Here is a 20,108-nt window from a genome sequence, read left to right on the forward strand (position 1 = left end):
GGGTGCACGAACCTTGCCACGGTGCCCTCCAGAGGAGGCGGTGCAGCGATGATGACCTGTGCGAGTTGCCGCGAACCGATCCCGTCCTCCAGCCCGTCCGATGACTTCTGCCGCGAGCAGTGCCAGCTGTCCTGGTACGCCCGCCGCCTCAGCCCGGGGCTGAGCGGAACGGCCGTCGCCCCGATGTCCCCGCTCGAACTGCGAGATCGACGCCACGCCGCCCCGGGCGCATAACGCCCGCTCGTGCCTATGCTGGTCGATGCCCTGGTGTCCGCGGTGATCCACGAGGGAGGCCGGCGAGCGAATGGTGATGCGCGTGTTCGTGGTCGACGACCACGAAGTGATCCGGCGGGGCGTGGCGGCCCTGGTGAAATCCGATCCCGATCTCGAGCTGATCGGTGAGGCGGCGTCGGCGACCGAAGCCCTGGCGCTGGTGCCGCAGCACGACCCGGACGTCGCGGTGCTCGACGTGCGGCTGCCCGACGGCAACGGCGTCGAGCTGTGCCGGGAACTGCGGTCGCGGCAGCCGGACCTGCGGTGCCTGATGCTCACCTCGTTCGACGACCACGAGGCGCTGCTGGACGCGATCCTGGCCGGGGCGTCGGGATTCGTGCTCAAGGGCGTGGTGAGCGAGGAGCTGCTCAGCGCGCTGCGCACCGTCGGTTCCGGGCGGTCGCTGCTGAGCCCGAAGAAGACCGAGGCGATGCTGGCGTGGCTGCGCCGCGAGCAGGAGCGGGCCGATCCGCTGCGCGAGCTGACGTCGCGGGAGCGGGAGGTGCTGGAGCTCATCGGGGAAGGCCTCACCAACCGCGAGATCTCGCAGCGGATGTACCTCGCGGAGAAGACCATCAAGAACTACGTGTCGCAGATGCTGGCGAAGCTGGCGATGCGCCACCGCAGCGAGGCCGCCGTGCTGGCCACCGAGCTGCGGCTGGACCGCGGCACCCGGGACAAGGGCTGACGGTGACCGCCGACCCCGGGCGGGAACGGCTGCTCGCCGGTCTGCGGGACCTGCGGGACGGCAACTTCCGCCGCAGGCTCGCGGTCGCGGGCCCGGACGCGGAACTGGCCGCCGCGTTCAACGACCTCGCCGAGCGCAACCAGCGGCTCATCGCCGAACTGCGCCGGGTCACCGGCGTGGCGGCGCGCGGCGAATGGCCGCACCCGGCGGTCGCCTTCGGCGGCACCGGCGGCTGGCGGGAGGCCGAGCGGGCCGTGGAGGAGCTGCTGGAGTCGCTGTTGCGGCCCGTCGGCGAGCTCAGCCGGGTGCTCGGCGCGGTCGCCGCCGGAGACCTGTCGCAGCGGATGCCGCGCCGTTCCGGGGAGCGGCTGCCCGGCGGGCTCGGCGACGTGGCCTCCCGGTTCAACGACCTGCTCGACCAGCTGTCGCTGTTCGCCTCCGAGGTGACGCGAGTGGCGCGCGAGGTCGGCAGCGAAGGCAGGCTCGGCGGTCAGGCGCAGGTTCCGGGTGTGGCGGGGACGTGGCGCGGGCTGACCGACTCGGTGAACCTGATGGCCGACAACCTCACCGCGCAGGTCCGCAACATCTCGCAGGTCGCGGGGGCGGTGGCCCGGGGCGACTTGAGCCAGAAGATCGACGTGGACGCGCGCGGCGAGATCCTCGAGCTGAAGAACACGCTGAACACGATGGTCGACCAGCTCTCCGCGTTCGCCGACGAGGTCACCCGGGTCTCCCGCGAGGTCGGCACCGAGGGCAAGCTCGGTGGTCAGGCGCGGGTGCCGGGGGTGGCGGGGACGTGGAAGGACCTCACCGACAACGTCAACCTGATGGCGGACAACCTGACGGCGCAGGTGCGCAACATCGCCGTCGTCGCCTCCGCGGTGGCGGGCGGTGACCTGTCCAAGAAGATCACCGTGCAGACCAAGGGCGAGGTCGCCGCGCTGGCCGAGACGATCAACGGCATGGTCGAGACCCTCGGTGCCTTCGCCGACCAGGTCACCCTGGTGGCCCGCGAGGTCGGCACCGAGGGCATCCTCGGTGGTCAGGCGCGGGTGCCGGGGGTGGCGGGGACGTGGAAGGACCTCACCGACAACGTCAACCTGATGGCCCGCAACCTCACCAACCAGGTGCGCAACATCGCCCAGGTCACCACCGCCGTCGCCCGCGGCGACCTGTCCAAGAAGATCGACGTGGACGCGCAGGGCGAGATCCTGGAGCTCAAGACCACCATCAACACGATGGTGGACCAGCTGTCCGGTTTCGCCTCCGAGGTGACGCGGGTGGCGCGCGAGGTCGGCACCGAGGGCAAGCTCGGCGGGCAGGCCGAGGTCGCCGACGTCTCCGGCACCTGGCAGCGGCTCACCGAGAGCGTGAACCGGCTCGCCGGGAACCTCACCACCCAGGTCCGGGCCATCGCCGGGGTCGCCAACGCCGTCACCAGCGGCGACCTCACCCGGCAGATCACCGTGGCGGCCAGCGGGGAGGTCGCCGAGCTCAAGGACGACATCAACGCGATGATCTCGAACCTGGCCGAGACCACCCGCACCAACGAGGAGCAGGACTGGCTCAAGACCCACCTGACCCGGCTGTCCGGCCTGCTGCGCGGCAGCCCCGAGCTGCACGCCCTCGCCTCGCTGATCATGACCGAGCTGGTGCCGCTGGTCTCCGCCCAGTACGGCGCGTTCTACCTGGCGCGCCCGGGCGCGGACGGCGAGCCGGAGCTGACCCGCACCGCCACCTACGGGCTGCCGCACCCGGGCACCCCGCAGCGCTTCGAACTGGGGCAGTCGCTGGTCGGGCAGGCCGCCGCGGACCGCACCACGATCCTGGTGCGCGAAACCCCGCCGGACTACCTGCGGATCAGCTCCGGGCTGGGCGCGGCGCCCCCGGTCGGCGTGGTCGTGGTGCCGGTGCTGTTCGAGGACGAGGTGCTGGCGGTGCTGGAACTGGCCTCGGTGCACGAGTTCAGCGCCCTGCACCTGGACCTGCTGCAGCGCCTGCAGGAGACCATCGGGGTGGAGGTCAACACGATCCTCGCCAACACCCGCACCGAAGAGCTGCTGGCGGAGTCGCAGCGGCTCGCGCGGGAACTGCGGGCCCGTTCCGAACAGCTGGAGCAGCAGCAGAACGAGCTGCAGCGCTCCAACTCCGAACTCGCCGAGAAGGCCGAGCAGCTGGCGGCCCGCAACCGGGACATCGAGATCAAGAACAGCGAGATCGAGCGGGCCCGCCAGCAGCTGGAGGAGCACGCGGGCGAGCTCTCCCAGGCCTCGGCGTACAAATCGGAGTTCCTGGCCAACATGTCGCACGAACTGCGGACCCCGCTGAACAGCTCGCTGCTGCTGGCGAAGTTGCTCGCCGACAACGTGGACGGCAACCTCACCTCGCAGCAGGTGGACCTGGCCCGCACCATCCACGCGGCGGGCAGCGACCTGCTGGCGCTGATCAACGACGTGCTGGACCTGTCCAAAGTGGAGGCAGGTCGGATGACGGTGCTGCCGGAGGACGTGCCCACCGCCGAACTCGTCCGGCACCTGGACGCCCAGTACCGGCCGGTCGCCGCCGACAAAGGACTCGAATTCACCGCCGTGGCGGCGGATTCGGTGCCCGCGACGATCCGCACCGACCAGAGCAGGCTGGAGCAGATCCTGCGCAACCTGCTGTCCAATGCGGTGAAGTTCACCGAACGCGGCTCGGTGCGGCTGCGCATCGACCGGGCCCACCACTCGGGCCAGGTCGCGTTCTCCGTCGAGGACACCGGGATCGGGGTGCCCGCGGGCAAGCTCGGCCGGATCTTCGAGGCGTTCCAACAGGGCGACGGCACCATCGTGCGCGAATTCGGCGGCACCGGGTTGGGCCTGTCCATCAGCCGGGAACTGACCGCGCTGCTCGGTGGCAGGCTCTCGGTGGACAGCGAACCCGGCCGCGGCAGCACGTTCACCCTGCTGCTGCCGCTGGAATGCCCCGACGCCGAGCCGGAGCCCGACGACCCGGCGCCCGCGGCGATCGCCGACGTCACCGCGCCGCAGACTCCCGCGATCGCCCCCAGCAGCGCCGAAGTCCACTTCGACGTCGCCGCCGAAGGCATCGATCCGCCGCTGCTGGACCGGGAATCCACCGCGTCCTTCCGCGAGCTCACCGCGGACGGCGCCGAAGCGGGGAACGGCCGGAACCCGGTGCCGCGGTTCACCGGCCAGCGCGTGCTGGTGGTCGACGACGACCCGCGCAGCGTCTACGCGCTCACCGCCCTGCTGGAGCAGCGCGGCCTGCGGGTGGTGCACGCGGACAACGGGATCGCCGGCCTCGGCGCGCTGCAGGAGCACGACGACGTGGCGATCGTGCTGATGGACGTGATGATGCCCGAGCTGGACGGGGATTCCACGATCCGCACCATCCGCCGGATCCCGCGGCACCAGCACCTGCCGATCATCGCGGTGACGGCGAAGGCCATGCCGGGGGACCGGGAGCGCAGCCTCGAAGCCGGGGCGACCGAGTGCGTCACGAAACCGGTGGACGCGGAGCGGCTGCTGCGGCTGCTCGCCGAGCAGCTGGGGCTCGATCCGGGACCGCGGAACGGGCCCGGCGCGTGATCAGCGCTCGTCGCCGTCGGTGGTGGGGAGTTCGGCGAGCTGCTCGCGCAGCCGCTGCGCCCACATCAGGTCGCGGGCGAAGGTCGCGTCGTGGTGGTCGACGCCGTGCGGGTACCGAGGTTCCGGTCCGGTGCTCATGGGTGCGTCCTGCGGTTCGGGGGAGGGGCGCCCGGGTTCGGGGATTCCGGCCCCGCTCGGGGGACAGACGAGGCCGGAAACCCCCAGCCTAGGCGCTCCGGTCCCGGTGCCGGGACTCGGGGTCGACGGTGCTCCGGGGGTCTCGCGGTGCGCGTTGCGCCGAACGTATGAAAGATGAATAGCGTTCACGTTGGCTGGTTGTGGCTGGACCGCGGGATTCGTAGCTTGTGGCGCATGATCCGCTCGCTCGGCATCGCCTGCGCGCTGTCGCTGGCCGCGCTCCCGCTCCCGCCCGCGCACGCCGCACCGGCCGAGGTATCCGGCGGGGGTGCGTTCGCCGAGGTGTCCGGCGGGGGAGCGCCTGTCGCGATGCCCGGCGCGGGAGCGCCTGCCGAGGTGTCCGGCGCGGGAGCGCCTGCCGGGGTGTCCGCCGCCGCGGCGCCCGCGGACGCGACGCTCACCCTCGTGCCCTCCCCGAACGGCGCGTCCTACCGCGACGGCCACGGCCGGGAGGTCGTGCTGCGCGGCTTCAACGTCTCCGGCGAGGTCAAGCTCGCCGAGAACGGCAACCTGCCCTTCGCCACCACCGCCGACGCCCGCGAGTCCGCCGCCGCGCTGCGCGAGAGCACCGGCGCCAACGCCGTCCGCTTCCTGCTGTCCTGGGAACGGGTGCAGCCCGCACCGGACCGCATCGACCAGGACTACCTGCGCCAGGTCACCGAGCAGATCGCCGCGTTCGCCGACGCCGGGTTCTGGGTGCTGCCCGACTACCACCAGGACCTCTACTCCCGGCACCTGTTCCGCCCCGACAGCTGGTACACCGGCGACGGCGCACCGGACTGGGTCGTCGACGGCGGCGACTACCCGCCGGAGAGCTGCGGGATCTGCGTCCACTGGGGGCAGAACATGATGAACAACGAGGCGGTGAAGCAGGCCAAGGCCGACTTCTGGCACGACCGCCGCATCCCCACCGGAGCGGGCCCGGTCGGCGTGCGGCAGGCGTTCCTCGCCCAGGCCGAGAGCACGCTGCGCCACCTGGCCACCCACCTCACCCCGGCCCAGTTCCAGCGCGTCCTCGGTTTCGACCCGATGAACGAACCGCACGCCGGGGAGCTCGACGACGGCCAGGACGCCGCCGAGTGGGAACGCGACCTGCTGTGGCCGTTCTTCCAGGAGTTCCGCGCCGTCATGGACCGCGCCGGCTGGCAGGACAAACCGGCCTACGTCGAACCCACCCTGTTCTGGAACAACAACGTGCCGTTCGTGCGGGAGCCGGGCGGGTTCACCGAGCTCGACGCGCTCGGCACCCGGTACGTGTTCAACGCGCACTTCTACCACGCACTCGCCCAATCCGGGCTGTACGGGAAGGCACGTGACGGGGAGAACTCCGCGGACTTCGCCGAGATCCGGGACCGCGCCGCCGACCTCGGCACCACCGGGTTCGTCTCCGAATTCGGGCACCCGCTCGGTGGCGGCACCGCCGACAGGTTCCCGACCGTCCTCAAAGGACTGTACCAGGGCATGGACTCCCGGCTGCCCGGCGCCGACTGGTGGCAGCGGCCCGCCGAATCCGGACCGGTGCTCTCCGGAACCCAGTGGCAGTGGGACGTCTACCACGGCAGGCACCACGAGGAGATGAACGGGAACCCGGAGAAGGTGCAGACCGCCGCCGACGGGTGGAACGGCGAGGACTTCTCCGTCGTGCACCGCGACGACACCGGCACCCTCGGGCTGCGCGCCGACCCCCGGGTGCTGGACCGGCTGTACCCGCGGGCGGTGGACGGCAGCACGCTCGCGTTCAGCTACGAGGACCGCTCCCGCGACGGCGACACCACCCTCACCTGGAACCGGATCCCCGCCGAACTGCCCGCACTGCGCGAGGTCGTCGGCGACGGGCAGTTCGGCGCGCTCGTGTGGCGGGACGGGCCGGGGACCGCGCCGACCGAGCTGCACCTGCCCGCGACCTTCGGCGAGCGCACCACCACCGTGCTCTCCGACCTCGACGCCGACGCCATCGGCCGCACCGCGGACTCCCGGCTGCTGCTGTCCGCCCCCGACGAACCGGGCGCGGTGCACGTCGCACTCATCGCCAACGGTCCCGGCGCACCCGCCCCGGAGCGGCTCGCCGCGGCGCGCGCGGAACTCACCGGCTGGCTCCAGCACCACTTCTCCGGCTGAGCCGCGCACCTCGCGGGTGCGCGGCCCGCCGCGGTCACGCCGCGCCGATCTCCGCGGCGATCGCCTTCCCGAGCTCCGCGGTGCTCGCCGACCCGCCCAGATCCGGGGTGCGCACGACACCCGCCGCCAGCACCGACTCGATCGCCCGCACCACGTCCGCGGCCGCCTCCTGCTCGCCGAGGTGGTCCAGCATCATCGCCGCCGACCAGACCTGCCCGATCGGATTCGCCACCCCGCGCCCCGCGATGTCCGGCGCCGAACCGTGCACCGGCTCGAACGTCGACGGGAACCGCCGCTCCGGATTGATGTTGCCCGACGGCGCCACCCCGATCGTGCCCGTCACGCCTGGCCCCAGATCGGACAGGATGTCGCCGAACAGGTTGCTCGCCACCACCACGTCGAACCGCTCCGGCGACATCACGAAGCGGGCGCACAGGATGTCGATGTGGTCCTGGTCCACCGCTACCTGCGGGTACTCCGCCGCGATCGCCTGGAACCGCTCGTCCCAGTACGGCATCGAGTGGTAGATCCCGTTCGACTTCGTCCCCGACGTCACGTGCGGTTTTCCGATGCGCTCGGCGAACTCGAAGGCGTAGCGCAGGATGCGATCGGTGCCGTGCCGGGTGAACACCGCCGTCTGCAGCACCATCTCGGTCGGCGTGCCCTCGCCCTGGCGGCCGCCGAGCCGCGAGTACTCGCCCTCGGTGTTCTCCCGCACCACCCAGAAATCGATGTCGCCCGGCGCCTTGTCCCGCACCGGCGGCGTCACCCCCGGCAGCAGCCGCACCGGGCGCAGGTTCACGTACTGGTCGAACTCGCGGCGGATCGGCAGCAGCAGGCCCCACAGCGACACGTGGTCCGGCACGCCCGGATAGCCGACGGCGCCGAGCAGGATCGAATCGTGGTCGCGCAACCGGTCGAGGCCGTCCGCAGGCATCATCCGGCCCGTCTCCCGGTAGGTCTCGCAGCTCCAGTCGAAGTGGCGGTAGTGGAAATCGATGCCGTACTCGCCGCGCACCGCGTCGAGCACCCGCAGCGCCTCCGGCATCACCTCGGTCCCGATGCCGTCACCGGGCAGGACCGCGATCTCGTAGCTGGACATGCCGCCATCCAACGCGGCTCGGGCGGCGGCGTCCAAGACCGGCTGCGCATCCGCTAGATAGGCGATGCCTATCTCCCCAGTTCCTCTCGCCCTAGCGCCGGTTCCTCCCTAGCCCGCGCGAGCTCCTCCCTCGCCAGCGCCAGGTCCAGGAAGCGCTGCGCGGCCGGAGTGAGCGGTGCCGGGCGGTGGATCAACGAGATCCGCAGCTCCGCCGCCGGCTCCAGGTCCAGGACGCGGGCGCCCGCCGCCCGCGCGAACTCCGCCCACCCCGCGGTGAGCACGGCGATGCCCGTCCCGGCCAGCACCAGCGGCAGGATCGCCTCCCGGTGCGCGGTCTCGACCACGATCCGCAGGTCCACGCCCTGCGCGATGATCTCGTCCACCACGTGCCGCATCCGGTTCCCCTCCGGCGAGGTGATCACCCGTTGCCCCGCCAGGTCCGCGCGGCGCAGCACCGCGCGATCCGCCTCCCACGGCCCGCCGGGTGCGGTGACCACCACGAACCGCTGCCGCTCCACCAGGCGGGAGCGCAGTCCCGGCAGCGCGAAGTCCTCCGCCGCCCCGATCAGCCCCAGCTCGCTGCGGCCACCGCGCACCAGGTCGGCGGCGTCCGACGGGGTGAACGCGGGCTGCACCGACACCAGCACGTCCGGGCACTCCGCGTGGAAGCGGCCGATCATCGCGGTCAGCGGCTGCACCGACTGCGACGGCAGCACCGCCAGCTGCACCCGCCCGGAACGCAGGCCCTGCACCGATTCGACGCTCGCCCGAGTCGTGTCCAGGTCGCGCAGCACTTGGCGGGCCGGTTCGAGCATCGCGCGGCCCGCCTCGGTGAGCACCGCCCGCCTGCCCAGGCGGTGGAACAGCGCCACGCCCACGTCCCGCTCCAGCGTCCGCACCGCCTGCGACAGCGAGGGCTGCGCGACGTGCAGGCGCTCCGCGGCCCGGTGGAACCCGCCCTCGTCGACGATCGTGACGAAGTACTCCAGCTGCCGCGCGTCCACCGTGCCTCCCGTTCCCGTCCTGACCCGTGCGCATCCTCCCTCCGCAGTGCGCCCGCGGCGAGGACCGGCTACCAACGGGGGATGGACCCCGGTACCGCGCTGCGGGAGATCGCGTTCCTGCTGGAACGCGCGGACGAACCCGCGTTCCGGGTGCGCGCGTTCCGCCGCGCCGCCGACGTCGTCGCCGAGCACGACGACCTCGAACGCCGCGCCGCCGACGGCCGGTTGACCGAACTGCCCGGCATCGGCCGCACCACCGCGGGCGTCATCGAGCAGGCGGTGCGCGGCCGCACCCCGGACTACCTGGAGCGGCTGCGCGCCGCCGCGCCCGAACCGGAGGAGGGCCGCGAGCTGCGGGCCCGACTGCGCGGTGACTGCCACACCCACTCCGACTGGTCCGACGGCGGCAGTCCCGTCGCCGAGATGGCCCGCACCGCGCGGGACCTCGGTCACGAGTGGATCGCGCTCACCGACCACTCGCCGCGGCTGACCGTGGCGCGCGGGCTGGGCTCCGAGCGGCTGCGCGCCCAGCTGGAGCTGGTGGCCGAGCTGAACGCCGAACTCGCCCCGTTCCGCATCCGTCCCGGCATCGAGGTCGACATCCTCGACGACGGTGGCCTGGATCAGGACCCCGGGCTGCTCGCCGAACTGGACGTGGTGGTGGCGAGCGTGCACTCCAAGCTGCGGATGCCGCGCCGCGAGATGACCCGCCGGTTGTGCGCGGCGGTGGCGAACCCGCAGGTCGACGTGCTGGGGCACTGCACCGGCCGGTTGCGCTCGAAGCGGCCGCCGTCCGAGTTCGACCCCGCCGAGGTGTTCCGCGCCTGCCGCGACCACGGCGTCGCCGTCGAGATCAACTCGCGGCCCGAGCGGCTGGACCCGCCGCTGGAGCTGCTCGGGCAGGCCGCCGAGCTGGGCTGCTCGTTCGCGATCGACTCCGACGCGCACGCCCCGGGGCAGCTCGACTGGCAGATCCACGGCTGCGCCCGCGCGGAACGCTGCGGCATCCCGGTGGAACGGATCATCAACGCGCGCTGAGGTCGTGCCGAGGCGCTCGGCGGGCTCGTTCCTCGGTGCGCCGGTACTGGTCCGCGGGATGCGCGGATCTCGGCGGCGAGGGCGGCAGGTGCGTTCGCCGCGCGGACCGGACCGACCTCCGCCGCGGACGGTCAGGCCGCTTGGAACGAGCGTTTGGCCAGGCCCATCCAGTAGCCGTCGATGAGCTGCTCCGGCGGGGCCGCCGGATCGGTGGCCGCGCCGAGGGTGACGAACAGCGGCGCGAAGTGCTCCGCCGTCGGATGCGCGTAGGGCATCCCGGGCGCCCGGTCGGCGTACGCGGCCAGCTCGTCCACGGCGCCGCGGGCCAGCGCCTCCCCGGCCCACAGGTCGAACTCCTGCGACCAGGACGGTGCGGCGGCGCGCGGGCTCGGATCGGTGAGGAACGGCAGCCCGTGCGTGGTGAACCCGGAACCGATGATCAGCACGCCTTCGTCGCGCAGCGGCTGCAACCTGCGCCCGACCTGGAGCAGGCGGTCCGGGTCCAAGGTGGGCAGCGACATCTGCAGCACCGGGATGTCGGCGTCCGGGTACATCACCGTCAACGGGACGTACGCCCCGTGGTCGAGCCCGCGTTCCGGCAAGTGCGCAACGGGTTCGGTATCGGGCATCAACGCGGCGACCTGGGCGGCGAGCTCCGGGGCTCCCGGGCTGCGGTATTCCGTGCGGTAGTAGCGCTCGGCGAACCCGGTGAAGTCGTAGGTCAGCGGCACCCCGGTGTCGGTGGCACCGAGCATCAGCGGTGCCGCCTCCCAGTGCGCGGAGATCACCAGGATCGCGCGCGGCCGCGGCAGGTCGGCGCTCCACGCGGCGAGCTGGCCGGTCCACAGGTCGTCGTCGACCAGTGGCGGTGCGCCGTGGCTGAGGTAGAGGGCAGGCATCGGCCCGGGGTGCGCTGCGGCCATCGCCGCCTCCTTTTCTTGAAGCTTCAAATATTAGGATAGGCAAAGCCGCTGGTCGACTCAACCGGTCTGGTTAGACTGGTCCGGTGGACGAGCCGCGCTGGTTGACCGACGAAGAGCAGAAGGCATGGCGTCAGCTCGCGATGCTCATGACCCTGCTGCCGCCCGCGCTCGACTCCCAGCTGCAGCGCGACTCCGGCGTCACGCACTTCGGCTACTGGGTGATGGCGATGCTGTCCGAACGCCCCGACCGGTCGCTGCGGATGAGCGACCTCGCCGCCCGCGCCAGCGCCTCGCCGTCCCGCGTCTCGCACGTGGTGGCCAGGCTGGAGAAGAACGGGTGGGTGCGCCGCGCCCGCTCGAGTTGCGATGGCCGCAGCAATCTCGCCGAACTCACCGACGCCGGCTACCGCAAGGTCGTCGACGCCGCGCCCGGCCACGTCGAACGGGTCCGCGACCTGGTGCTCGACGCGCTCACCGGCCCGCAGCTCCAGGAGATGGGGGAGATCTGCGGAGCGATGCTCCGCCGCATCGACCCGGACGGCCGCAAGGGCACCCGCCCGCTCACCGACTGACTGCTGGTCGTCGCCGCTCCTGCTGCTAACGGGGGCGGTGGCGTGCGTGGTCGTCAGGTCATCGGCTTCGCCGCTGAGAGAAGAAACCGCAACCGCCGCTGGGCAAGATCAACGGTGGGTGGCCGGTGGTTCGGCTCGGCGGACCACCGGTCACCGATCGGTGGTGTTCGTTCGCGTCACCTGCCTGTCGTGGAACGTGGTGGCCGTTGCCTGGGTCGGGGCGGGCCTCGAAGGTGCTGAGGGGTCGGTACCGGTCGCGGGTCGAGCTGGAATCGGTCGGGGAGGCGCGCTGGTCGCGCTGGTCGCGGTGGGCGGGCCGCTGGATGCGGCGGTCCGCCCACCGGGGTGGATCAGGTGGCTGAGACGGCCTCCGCGGAACCGGCGAACTGGGTGCGGTGGAGCTCGGCGTAGAGGCCGTCGCGGGCGAGCAGATCGGCGTGGGTGCCCTGTTCGGCGATGCGGCCACCGGAGATCACCAGGATCCGGTCCGCCTCGCGGATCGTGGACAGCCGGTGCGCGATCACCAGCGCGGTGCGGCCCGCCAGCGCGGTGGACAGCGCCTGCTGCACCGCCGCCTCCGACTCGGAGTCCAGGTGCGCGGTGGCCTCGTCCAGCACCACCACCGGCGGTGCCTTCAGCAGCAGCCGCGCGATCGCCAGGCGCTGCTTCTCCCCACCGGAGAGCCGGTAGCCGCGGTCGCCGACCACCGTGTCCAGCCCGTCCGGCAGGTCGTCGACCAGCTCCTGCAGCTGCGCGGTGCGCAACGCCGCCAGCAGTTCGGCGTCGGACGCCCCCGGTCGGGCGTAGGCCAGGTTCGCCCGGATCGAGTCGTGGAACAGGTGCGGGTCCTGGGTGACCACGCCGACCGTCGAGTACAGCGAGCGCAGCGTCACGTCCCGCACGTCGTGCCCGGCGACCCGGACGCTGCCGGCGTCCACGTCGTAGAGCCGGCCCGCGAGGTGCGTGATCGTCGTCTTCCCCGCGCCGGAATGTCCCACCAGCGCGACGGTCTGGCCCGGCTCGGCCCGGAAGCTGATGTCGTGCAGCACCTCGTGCGCCGGAGCGCTCTCCGGGCGGGCGACCGATTCCAGCGAGGCCAGCGACACGTCCGCGGAGGCCGGGTACCGGAACGACACCCGGTCGAACTCGACGGCGGCCGGTTCGGCGCGGGCGTCGAGCACCACCGCGTCCGGCTTGTCCTCGACCATCGGCCGCAGGTCCAGCACCTCGAAGACCCGGTCGAAGCTGACCAGCGCCGTCATCACGTCCACGTGCACGTTCGACAGTGCGGTGAGCGGGCCGTAGAGCCTGCTCAGCAAGGTCGCCAGCGCCACCAGCGTGCCCAGCTCGAACGCCCCGGAGATCACCAGCCCGCCGCCGAGGCCGTAGACGACGGCGGTGGCCAGCGAGGCCAGCAGGGTCAGCGCCACGAAGAACACCCGGCTGTACATCGCGGAGACCACGCCCAGGTCGCGGACCCGCGCGGCCCGCGAGGAGAACATGCCGGCCTCCTCGTCGGCGCGCCCGTAGAGCTTCGCCAGCATCGCGCCGCCGACGCCGAACCGCTCCGTCATCAGCGAGCTCAGCTCCGCGTCGGTCTTCATCTGCTCGCGGGTGATCCGCTGCAACCGGCGGCCCACCCAGCGCACCGGCAGCAGGAACAGCGGCAGCAGGACCAGTGCGATCAGGGTGATCTGCCAGGACAGCGTGAACATCGTCGCCAGCACCAGCACCAGGCTCAGCACGTTCGACACCACCGAGGACAGCGTGCTGGTCAGGGCGCGCTGGGCGCCGATCACGTCGGTGTTGAGCCTGCTGACCAGGGATCCGGTCTGCGCCCGCACGAAGAACGCGACCGGCATCCGCTGCACGTGGTCGAACACCTCGGAGCGCAGGTCGTAGATCAGGCCTTCGCCGAGCCGCGCGGAGTACCAGCGCTGCAGCAGCGACATCCCGGCCTCCAGCACCGCGACCAGGGCGACGGCCAGCGCCAGCCACAGCACCACGCCCGGGTTCCGCGGCAGGATGCCGTGATCGATGATCGCCTTGAACAGCAGCGGGGTCACCACGCCGAGCACCGCCGCCACGGCGACCAGCACCAGGAACGGGACGATGTCGCGCAGGTACGGCCGGGCGTAGCGCGCGATCCGCCGGGCGAGCCCGGGTGCCAGGCGCTGCCTGGTCACCGAGTCGTCGCTGGCGAAGGAGCGCATCGTCTCCCAGCTGGTCATGTGGTGGTTCCTCTCGGTGTGGCGGCTCCGCGGCCGGTTCGGGTCGGTCGCGGGCCGGTGCGGTGCGCGGCCGGTGCGGGCGCCGTCCTGGGACGGGACCGCGGGTCGGGCCGGGCGCGGCACTGCTCGTGGTGGGTCGGTGCCGATCGTGCTAGTTCGCGTTAACTCGAAGTCAAACGCCGGGGCGCGGCCGGGTGTTCCGGCGCGCCCCGCCCTCGTGCCGCGAGCGCCTCGCTGTCGAAGGGGAAGTCGTTCCACGTCAAGGGGTTTCCGACGCCCGATCGCCGATGACCACTCGAACGAGCGAAGTGGCGTCGGCTTGATCACAGTGAACATCGCGCTTCTGGAGGATCTTGGCCTGGACCGGGAACGATTACGCTGTGTCCCGGGCTGGAAACGCTACGGAGTCATCGTCGCGAGGGCGTTTCCCGGGGGAAACCGAGTCACTGGGGTGTTCATGTCGATCCACGAGGGTGCGGTGAACGGGCGCCGGACGCGCCGGTTGTCCCGAGCCGTCCTGACCACGTCACCGGACCCGCCGGACGAAGGAGTCCCGGACGCGGGGGCACCCGACCCGCGCGCGGAGCGGGCGTCCCGGGAACGGGCCACCCGCACCGGGCGGATCCCGCTGCGGCTGGCGGACCGCTACTTCCTGGTCGCGCACACCGGCTCGGACCGGCTCGCCGCGCGGGTGGACCCCAAGCTGGTCGCGCTCGGCTGCGCGGGCGGCCTGCTCGCCGAACTGCTGCTGGAGGACGAGATCGGCGTGCTGCCCACCGTGCGCCCCGCGGGCAAGGGCATGCCGCCGGACTTCCTGTCCTGGTCGGTGCTGCGCGAGATCCGGTCCGAACCGCAGCACTCGGTGCGCACCTGGATCCAGTACCTGTCGGGCACCGCGGCGGAGAAGGTCCGCGCCCGCCTCACCATCATCGACGTGGTCCGGGAGGTGCCCGTCGCGGGCGGGTGGCGCACCGGGCCCGCGGTCGCCTGGCGCCCGGTCCGGCTGGACCAGCGCACCCCGGTGGAGGGCGTCGTGGACACCTTCACGCACGACGAATCGGCCGCGATCCGATCCGGGATGATCACCGTTCCGGACGCCCAGGCCGAGGTGGCGCTGGCGTTGCTGGTCACCGGTACCGGCATCGCCGGTCGGCTCGGCCTGTCCCGCCAGGTGCAGCGGCAGGCGGAGCAGCGCGCCGAGAGCTGGCTGCCCCGGCTGCCGGCGAGCTTGCGCACCGTCGTCGCGGAGGTCACCGCCGCCCGCGAGCAGTGGGCCATGACGCCACGGAGATGACCCGGGCGGCCGCTCCCGGTCGCACCCACGCACGGGCGGCCGACCCGGCGGCTTCCCCGGCGCCGCCGCACGGTGCGGAGAGCGTGCCGCCGATGGCGACTCGCACCCGATCCCGACACCGGACCGCGCGGAACCCCGCGCACCTCCGAGCCGTACCCGACCAGTCCCGAGCCGTACCCGACCAGGCCCGACCAGCCCCGAACAGCGAGGAGAACCGATCGTGCCACCGTCCACCCTGCCCAGATCGGCGGAGCAGTCCCCCCGGCCGGGCCCGGTCGCGAACTCGCTCGCCGCCTCCCGGCTCGGCATGTGGTCGATCATCTTCTTCACCGTCGCCGCGGCGGCCCCGGAGACCGTCGTCGGCGGGGGAGCGGTGAGCGGGTTCGCCGTCTCGGGCGTGAACGGCATCCCCGTCGGCTACCTGGCGGTCGCGGTCGTCCTCGGCCTGTTCGCCGTCGGCTACGTGGCGATGTCCCGGCACGTGGAGAACGCGGGAGCGTTCTACGCCTACATCGCGAAGGGCCTCGGCCGGGTCACCGGCACCGCCGCGGGCGGGGTCGCCGTGCTCGCCTACGTGATGGTGCAGGTCAGCCTGGTCGGCGGCTGCGGCGTCGGCGCGGCGGACCTGCTGCACCAGGCAGGTGGCCCCGCGGTGCCGTGGTGGGTCTTCTCCGGGGTGGGCACCGCGCTCGTCGCGGTGCTGGGCGTGCTGCGCATCGACGTCAACGGGCGCGTGCTGGGCGTGCTGCTGCTCGCCGAGATCGCGATGATCCTGTTCTACGACCTGGCGTTCGTGACCGATCCCGCCGAACCGGGGGTCACGCTGACCACCTTGAACCCGCTGCAGCTCGGCACCGCGGCGTCCGGGGTGATCCTGGTGATCGCGTTCACCGGGTTCATCGGGTTCGAGAACTCCACCGTGCTCGCCGAGGAGGCCCGCGATCCGCGCACCGTCGGGCGCGCCACCTACCTGTCGCTGGCGTTGATCGGGGGGATCTACGGGCTGTCCACCTGGGCGTTGACCGTGGCGACCGGCCCGGACCGGATCGTGGCCGCCGCCGAGGAGCACTCCACCGAGCTGATGTTCGTGCTCGCCGCGGAACGGCTGCCCGCCGCGCTGGTCACGCTCGGCTCCGCGCTGTACGTGACGAGCCTGTTCGCGGGCATGCTCTCGTTCCACCACGTGTGCGCCCGCTACCTGTTCGCGCTCGGCCGCGAGGGCATCGGACCGCGCGCGTTGGGCGTCACCAGCCCGCGCACCTCGGCGCCCACCGCGGGGTCGGTGACGCAGAGCGCGGTGACGGCGCTGGTGATCGCGGTGTTCGCGATGACCGGCTGGGACCCGATCGTCCACCTGTTCTTCTGGGGAGCCTCCGGCGGGGCGCTCGGAGTGCTGTGCCTGGTCACCGCGACCTCGTTCGCCGTCGTCGGCTACTTCCTGCGGACGCCGGGGCACGGGTGCGGGCGGTGGCGGACGCTGTGGGCGCCGGGTGCCGCGGCGGTGGTGCTCAGCGGAATCCTGGTGCTGACGCTGCGGTCGTTCGGGACCGTGCTGGGACTACCACCGGGATCGGCGGCGGCGTGGGCGTTGCCCGGCGCCTACCTGGTGGTCGCGCTCGCCGGGCTCTGCTGGGGCGTGGTGCTGCGCCTGCGCCGCCCCGACGCCTACGCCCGGATCGGCATGGGAGCGCGATCCGCCCTGATCGACCGAGCCGACCCCGGTCGGCCGAGCGAGGAGCTCCACGATGCGAACTGATGTCGACCTGCCCGTCCGGACGCTGGTCAGCGCGTTCGTCCACGACGCGGTGTCCTGCTGGCTGGTGCCGGACCCCGCGCTGCGAAAACCGCTGTACGAGGCCTGGTTCGAGCTGACCGTGGCGCACGCCGAACGCACCGGCGCCGTGGTCACCACCGGCTCGGCGGTGCAGGTGTGGTTCCGCGGCGACGGGCGGGAAGCCCCCCGGACGCTGGACGCCGAGGGGGAGCGGCGGCTCGCCGACCTGGTCGGGCCGTTCGCCGACCGGTTCGCCACCTTCGACGAGCTCACCGAGCAGCGGCACCCGCGGGTCGAGCACTGGTACCTGGCGCTGATCGGCGTGCCACCGCACCGGCAGCGCGCCGGGAAGGGCACGGCGGCGTTGGCCGCGAGCCTGCGCGAGTGCGACCGGGCCGGGCTGCCGACCTACCTGGAGGCGAGCAGCACCGCCAGCCGTGCGCTGTACCAGCGGCTGGGCTTCGCCGATCTGGGCGACCCGATCGAGCTGCCCGGTGGCCCGCTGCTGCACCCAATGTGGCGCGGGGTGGCCGGCCGGTGAGCACGTCGGCTCAGGTCTGGGACTCGGCACCGACGTAGTCGAAGTCCCAGGTGCCGGTGTGCTTCGACCCGGACCGCTCGTAGACCAGCAGCGGCGGCGGGGTCGCGCAGCGGCGCTGCTCCGGCAAGCGGACGGGCACGGTGATGCGCGGAACGGGATGGCCGGTGGGATCGGCGGGGACGCTGACCTCGCGGCCGTCCTCGGGCCCGCCGCGCAACCGGGCGCGGACTTGGTCCACTGCAGTGACTCCCTTCGCCGACTCCTGACGGCAACCGGTTCCGACTCCGGCCCGGCCGACGCGGTTCCCGGACTCACCGGATCGAGGGATCATCGGATTCGGGAACCGGGGTGTGGTGCGCCCCTTCCGCACGGCCGAGGGTCACCGTCGTCGCCGGTGTGGTGACCGAGCGTACTCCGATCCGGTTGCCCGGTGGTTGCGATTCGGTGGCGGTGTGCGTGCCCGCGATGACCGGTTTTTCCCATCATCCGGGGGAAAGGCGCGCGGACGCGGGATGCCCGGCGGGCTTCAGGTGTAGAGCGGGGCGAGCAGCGCGGCCGTCTCGGTCAACCGGGCCGAGTGCGCCAGCAGCGCGTCCTTCGGCGTCTGGAAGGTGATCGTCGAGATGCTCACGCCGCCGATGGGCCGACCCGCGCCGTCCAGCAGCGGCGCGGCGAGGCAGCGGATCGTCGGTTCGTTCTCCTCGTCGTCGAGCGCGCAGCCGTCCGCCCGCACCCGGGCCAGTTCCCGTTCCAGCACGTCGGGGTCGGTGGTGGTGCGCTCGGTGCGGGCCGGTAGGTCGCGCAGCAGCGGCGCCCGCTCGTCCGAGGGCAGGTGCGCGAGGATCGCCTTGCCGATCGCGGTGCAGTGCAGCGGCAGCACGCCGCCGATCCGGGAGGCCATCCGGTAGGGCCCGTCGCTGTCCACCTTGCGCACGTAGATCGCGTGATCGCCGCTGTGCAGCGCCACGTGCACGGTCTGCTCGACCTCGGACTGGAACCGGCGCAGCACGGTGTCGCCGCCGGTGTCCTCAGCGGAGGCGATGGTGGCGGACAGCGCGTAGGTCCGCGGGCCGAGCCCGTAGGCGCCGTCGCCGTCGCTGATCACGTATCCGGCGCCGCTGAGGCCGCTGAGGATGCGGTGCGCGCTGGGCTTGGCGAGCCCGGTGCTGCTCGCGATCTCGCCGAGCCGGTGCGGGCCGCCGGTGCGGGCCACTGCTTCGAGTACGCGCAGCGTGCGCAACGCGCTGCCTTCGGTGGCGCTCATGGGGGCTGCACCGCTTCCTCGGCCGTTGATTTTCCGGTGATCTCCCGCTTACGCTACCGTTCGCATCAGCAGAACGGTATTCCGCGGAACGGAACGATACAGCGTCGACGTGGAGGCCGGGCGGCTCGAGGAGGAGCGATGACCGGGCGAACCGAGGTCGCGGCCGGGGCGACCCGTCCCCGCGGCCGCGCGAACAACCTGCGGTGGGGCATGGCGCTGCTGTGCTTCGTCGGCCTCTCGGTGAACTACGTGGACCGCTCCGCGCTGAGCGTCGCGCTGCCGTCGATGAACCACGACCTGGGGTTCGACCCGGGAGTGCAGGGCCTGATCCTCGGCACGTTCTTCCTGGCGTACGCGGGATTCCAGCTGCCCGCGGGGGCGCTCATCGACCGCATCGGGGCGAAGCGCGCGTTCGCGCTCGGCGCCGTGGTGTGGGGCGTGGCGACGATGCTGACCGGTCTGGTCGCCGGTCTGGTGTCGCTGCTGGTGTTCCGGTTCCTGCTGGGCATCGGCGAGTCCACCGGGTATCCGGGTTCGGCGAAGGTGGTGTCCCGCTGGTTCCCGCGCCGGGAGCGCGCGCTGGCCAACAGCATCTGGGACAACGGCGCGCGGGCGGGTACCGCGGTGGCGCTGCCGGTGGTGACCGCGATCATCGCGTGGGAGGGCTGGCGGGCCGCGTTCATCGTGGTCGGCGTGCTCGCCCTGCTGTGGGCGGGCTGGTGGTGGCTGGCCTACCACGAGCCGGAGGACCACCCGCGGGTGACGGACGAGGAACTCGCCTACATCCGGGCAGGCGGGGCGCGCGAGGAGTCCACTTCGGACGAAGCGGCGAAGGTGCGCTGGCGGGACCTGTTCCGGTACCGCGCGGTGTGGGCGATGATGCTCGGCTTCTTCTGCCTGAACTACATCATCTTCTTCTTCATCACCTGGTTCCCGAGCTATCTGGTGCAGGCGCGCGGTTTCGACCTGCTGGAGCTGGGCACGGTCGGGGCGATCCCCGGCGTGGTGGCGATCGGGGGCAGCCTGCTCGGCGGCTGGGTGTCGGATTCGCTGGTGCGGCGGGGGTGGAGCCTCACCCGGGCCCGCAAGACCTGCTTGATCCCGGGCATGCTGCTGAGCTCGGTGATCGCGCTCGCGGTGGTGGTGCCGAACGCGGCGACGGCGCTGGTGCTGCTGTCGATCTCCTACGCGAGCCTGGCGTTCAGCGCGGCGTCGGTGGCCTCGTTGCCCGCGGACATGGCGCCGCAGCCCGGTCAGGTGTCGTCGCTGGCGGGCATCCAGAACTGCGCGGCGAACATCGCCGGGTTCGTCGGCCCGATCGTCACCGGTGTGCTGCAGGGGGCGACCGGCGGGTCGTTCGTGGCGCCGCTGGTGCTGTCCGGGGTGCTGGGGCTGGTGGGTGCGTTCTCGTACGGGGTGTTGATCCGCGAGGTGGGGCCGCTGCCGGCCCGGAGCTGAGGCCGCAGCGGGAACCGCCTGGTACGCCGACGAAGTGGAG

16 protein-coding genes are annotated in these 20,108 nt (G+C 72.4%); 9 read left to right on the plus strand and 7 right to left on the minus strand.

Features of this window, described 5'->3' with window-relative positions:
* The first annotated feature begins 304 nt into the window (after positions 1-304).
* Both ABZ805_RS13565 and ABZ805_RS13570 read left to right on the plus strand, forming a co-directional pair.
* Positions 305-961: a response regulator transcription factor gene (locus ABZ805_RS13565; protein ID WP_358438954.1), complete on the plus strand. Its 657-nt coding sequence runs from the start codon at positions 305-307 to the stop codon at positions 959-961.
* A complete protein-coding gene (locus ABZ805_RS13570) occupies positions 958-4,551 on the plus strand; it encodes a HAMP domain-containing protein (RefSeq protein WP_358439092.1) in 3,594 nt (1,197 codons plus the stop codon). Before ABZ805_RS13565 ends, ABZ805_RS13570 begins: the two co-directional genes overlap by 4 nt.
* On the opposite strand, the gene ABZ805_RS13575 is transcribed toward ABZ805_RS13570, so the two are convergent.
* On the minus strand, positions 4,552-4,689 hold the full coding sequence (locus ABZ805_RS13575) for a hypothetical protein (RefSeq protein ID WP_358438957.1): 138 nt from the start codon (positions 4,687-4,689) through the stop codon (positions 4,552-4,554).
* A 234-nt stretch (positions 4,690-4,923) separates the two neighbouring features.
* On the opposite strand from ABZ805_RS13575, the gene ABZ805_RS13580 reads away from it, so the two are divergent.
* Complete coding sequence (locus ABZ805_RS13580; RefSeq protein WP_358438960.1) at positions 4,924-6,867, plus strand: cellulase family glycosylhydrolase; 1,944 nt, start codon at positions 4,924-4,926, stop codon at positions 6,865-6,867.
* 34 nt (positions 6,868-6,901) lie between these two features.
* On the opposite strand, the gene ABZ805_RS13585 is transcribed toward ABZ805_RS13580, so the two are convergent.
* Positions 6,902-7,969, minus strand: a complete 1,068-nt coding sequence (locus tag ABZ805_RS13585; protein ID WP_358438962.1) for a tartrate dehydrogenase — start codon at positions 7,967-7,969, stop codon at positions 6,902-6,904.
* Positions 7,970-8,037: 68 nt separating this feature from the next.
* Positions 8,038-8,973 (minus strand): LysR family transcriptional regulator, encoded by a 936-nt coding sequence (locus ABZ805_RS13590; RefSeq protein WP_358438965.1) that lies wholly within the window; start codon positions 8,971-8,973, stop codon positions 8,038-8,040.
* Positions 8,974-9,054: 81 nt separating this feature from the next.
* Here ABZ805_RS13590 and ABZ805_RS13595 point away from each other — a divergent pair, with 81 nt between their 5' ends.
* A complete protein-coding gene (locus tag ABZ805_RS13595; RefSeq protein WP_358438968.1) occupies positions 9,055-10,011 on the plus strand; it encodes a PHP domain-containing protein in 957 nt (318 codons plus the stop codon).
* 131 nt (positions 10,012-10,142) lie between these two features.
* On the opposite strand, the gene ABZ805_RS13600 is transcribed toward ABZ805_RS13595, so the two are convergent.
* Positions 10,143-10,934, minus strand: a complete 792-nt coding sequence (locus ABZ805_RS13600) for a class III extradiol ring-cleavage dioxygenase (RefSeq protein ID WP_358438971.1) — start codon at positions 10,932-10,934, stop codon at positions 10,143-10,145.
* 83 nt (positions 10,935-11,017) lie between these two features.
* On the opposite strand from ABZ805_RS13600, the gene ABZ805_RS13605 reads away from it, so the two are divergent.
* The gene (locus ABZ805_RS13605) at positions 11,018-11,506 is read left to right on the plus strand and encodes a MarR family transcriptional regulator (RefSeq protein ID WP_358438974.1); all 489 of its coding nucleotides are present in this window, start codon (positions 11,018-11,020) and stop codon (positions 11,504-11,506) included.
* A 350-nt stretch (positions 11,507-11,856) separates the two neighbouring features.
* Here ABZ805_RS13605 and ABZ805_RS13610 read toward each other — a convergent pair whose 3' ends face one another.
* Complete coding sequence (locus ABZ805_RS13610; RefSeq protein ID WP_358439095.1) at positions 11,857-13,719, minus strand: ABC transporter ATP-binding protein; 1,863 nt, start codon at positions 13,717-13,719, stop codon at positions 11,857-11,859.
* Between the two features lie 475 nt (positions 13,720-14,194).
* Here ABZ805_RS13610 and ABZ805_RS13615 point away from each other — a divergent pair, with 475 nt between their 5' ends.
* The 3 genes from ABZ805_RS13615 (at position 14,195) to ABZ805_RS13625 (ending at position 17,346) form a co-directional block, all read left to right on the plus strand.
* The gene (locus ABZ805_RS13615; protein ID WP_358438977.1) at positions 14,195-15,031 is read left to right on the plus strand and encodes a GPP34 family phosphoprotein; all 837 of its coding nucleotides are present in this window, start codon (positions 14,195-14,197) and stop codon (positions 15,029-15,031) included.
* Positions 15,032-15,251: 220 nt separating this feature from the next.
* Positions 15,252-16,787, plus strand: coding sequence for an APC family permease (locus tag ABZ805_RS13620; RefSeq protein ID WP_358438980.1), 1,536 nt, complete (start codon positions 15,252-15,254; stop codon positions 16,785-16,787).
* Complete coding sequence (locus tag ABZ805_RS13625) at positions 16,777-17,346, plus strand: GNAT family N-acetyltransferase (RefSeq protein ID WP_358438983.1); 570 nt, start codon at positions 16,777-16,779, stop codon at positions 17,344-17,346. Before ABZ805_RS13620 ends, ABZ805_RS13625 begins: the two co-directional genes overlap by 11 nt.
* A 10-nt stretch (positions 17,347-17,356) precedes the next feature.
* Here ABZ805_RS13625 and ABZ805_RS13630 read toward each other — a convergent pair whose 3' ends face one another.
* Both ABZ805_RS13630 and ABZ805_RS13635 read right to left on the minus strand, forming a co-directional pair.
* Positions 17,357-17,584, minus strand: a complete 228-nt coding sequence (locus tag ABZ805_RS13630) for a hypothetical protein (protein ID WP_358438986.1) — start codon at positions 17,582-17,584, stop codon at positions 17,357-17,359.
* A 288-nt stretch (positions 17,585-17,872) separates the two neighbouring features.
* Positions 17,873-18,610 (minus strand): IclR family transcriptional regulator, encoded by a 738-nt coding sequence (locus tag ABZ805_RS13635; RefSeq protein WP_358438989.1) that lies wholly within the window; start codon positions 18,608-18,610, stop codon positions 17,873-17,875.
* A 138-nt stretch (positions 18,611-18,748) separates the two neighbouring features.
* On the opposite strand from ABZ805_RS13635, the gene ABZ805_RS13640 reads away from it, so the two are divergent.
* Positions 18,749-20,068, plus strand: coding sequence for an MFS transporter (locus ABZ805_RS13640; RefSeq protein ID WP_358438991.1), 1,320 nt, complete (start codon positions 18,749-18,751; stop codon positions 20,066-20,068).
* Positions 20,069-20,108 lie beyond the last annotated feature (40 nt).

Origin of the sequence: Saccharopolyspora sp. NPDC047091, from assembly GCF_040643635.1 — a bacterium.
In the GTDB taxonomy this organism is placed as follows: Bacteria; Actinomycetota; Actinomycetes; order Mycobacteriales; family Pseudonocardiaceae; genus Saccharopolyspora_C.

Excerpts from the sequence above, each read along its gene's own strand:
- ABZ805_RS13580 (WP_358438960.1), top strand. The coding sequence starts at position 4,924 with ATGATCCGCTCGCTCGGCATCGCCTGCGCGCTGTCGCTGGCCGCGCTC.
- ABZ805_RS13640 (WP_358438991.1), top strand. The coding sequence starts at position 18,749 with ATGACCGGGCGAACCGAGGTCGCGGCCGGGGCGACCCGTCCCCGCGGC.
- ABZ805_RS13595 (WP_358438968.1), top strand. The coding sequence starts at position 9,055 with ATGGACCCCGGTACCGCGCTGCGGGAGATCGCGTTCCTGCTGGAACGC.
- ABZ805_RS13585 (WP_358438962.1), bottom strand. The coding sequence starts at position 7,969 with ATGTCCAGCTACGAGATCGCGGTCCTGCCCGGTGACGGCATCGGGACC.
- ABZ805_RS13615 (WP_358438977.1), top strand. The coding sequence starts at position 14,195 with ATGTCGATCCACGAGGGTGCGGTGAACGGGCGCCGGACGCGCCGGTTG.
- ABZ805_RS13635 (WP_358438989.1), bottom strand. The coding sequence starts at position 18,610 with ATGAGCGCCACCGAAGGCAGCGCGTTGCGCACGCTGCGCGTACTCGAA.
- ABZ805_RS13565 (WP_358438954.1), top strand. The coding sequence starts at position 305 with ATGGTGATGCGCGTGTTCGTGGTCGACGACCACGAAGTGATCCGGCGG.
- ABZ805_RS13575 (WP_358438957.1), bottom strand. The coding sequence starts at position 4,689 with ATGAGCACCGGACCGGAACCTCGGTACCCGCACGGCGTCGACCACCAC.
- ABZ805_RS13625 (WP_358438983.1), top strand. The coding sequence starts at position 16,777 with ATGCGAACTGATGTCGACCTGCCCGTCCGGACGCTGGTCAGCGCGTTC.
- ABZ805_RS13600 (WP_358438971.1), bottom strand. The coding sequence starts at position 10,934 with ATGGCCGCAGCGCACCCCGGGCCGATGCCTGCCCTCTACCTCAGCCAC.
- ABZ805_RS13610 (WP_358439095.1), bottom strand. The coding sequence starts at position 13,719 with ATGCGCTCCTTCGCCAGCGACGACTCGGTGACCAGGCAGCGCCTGGCA.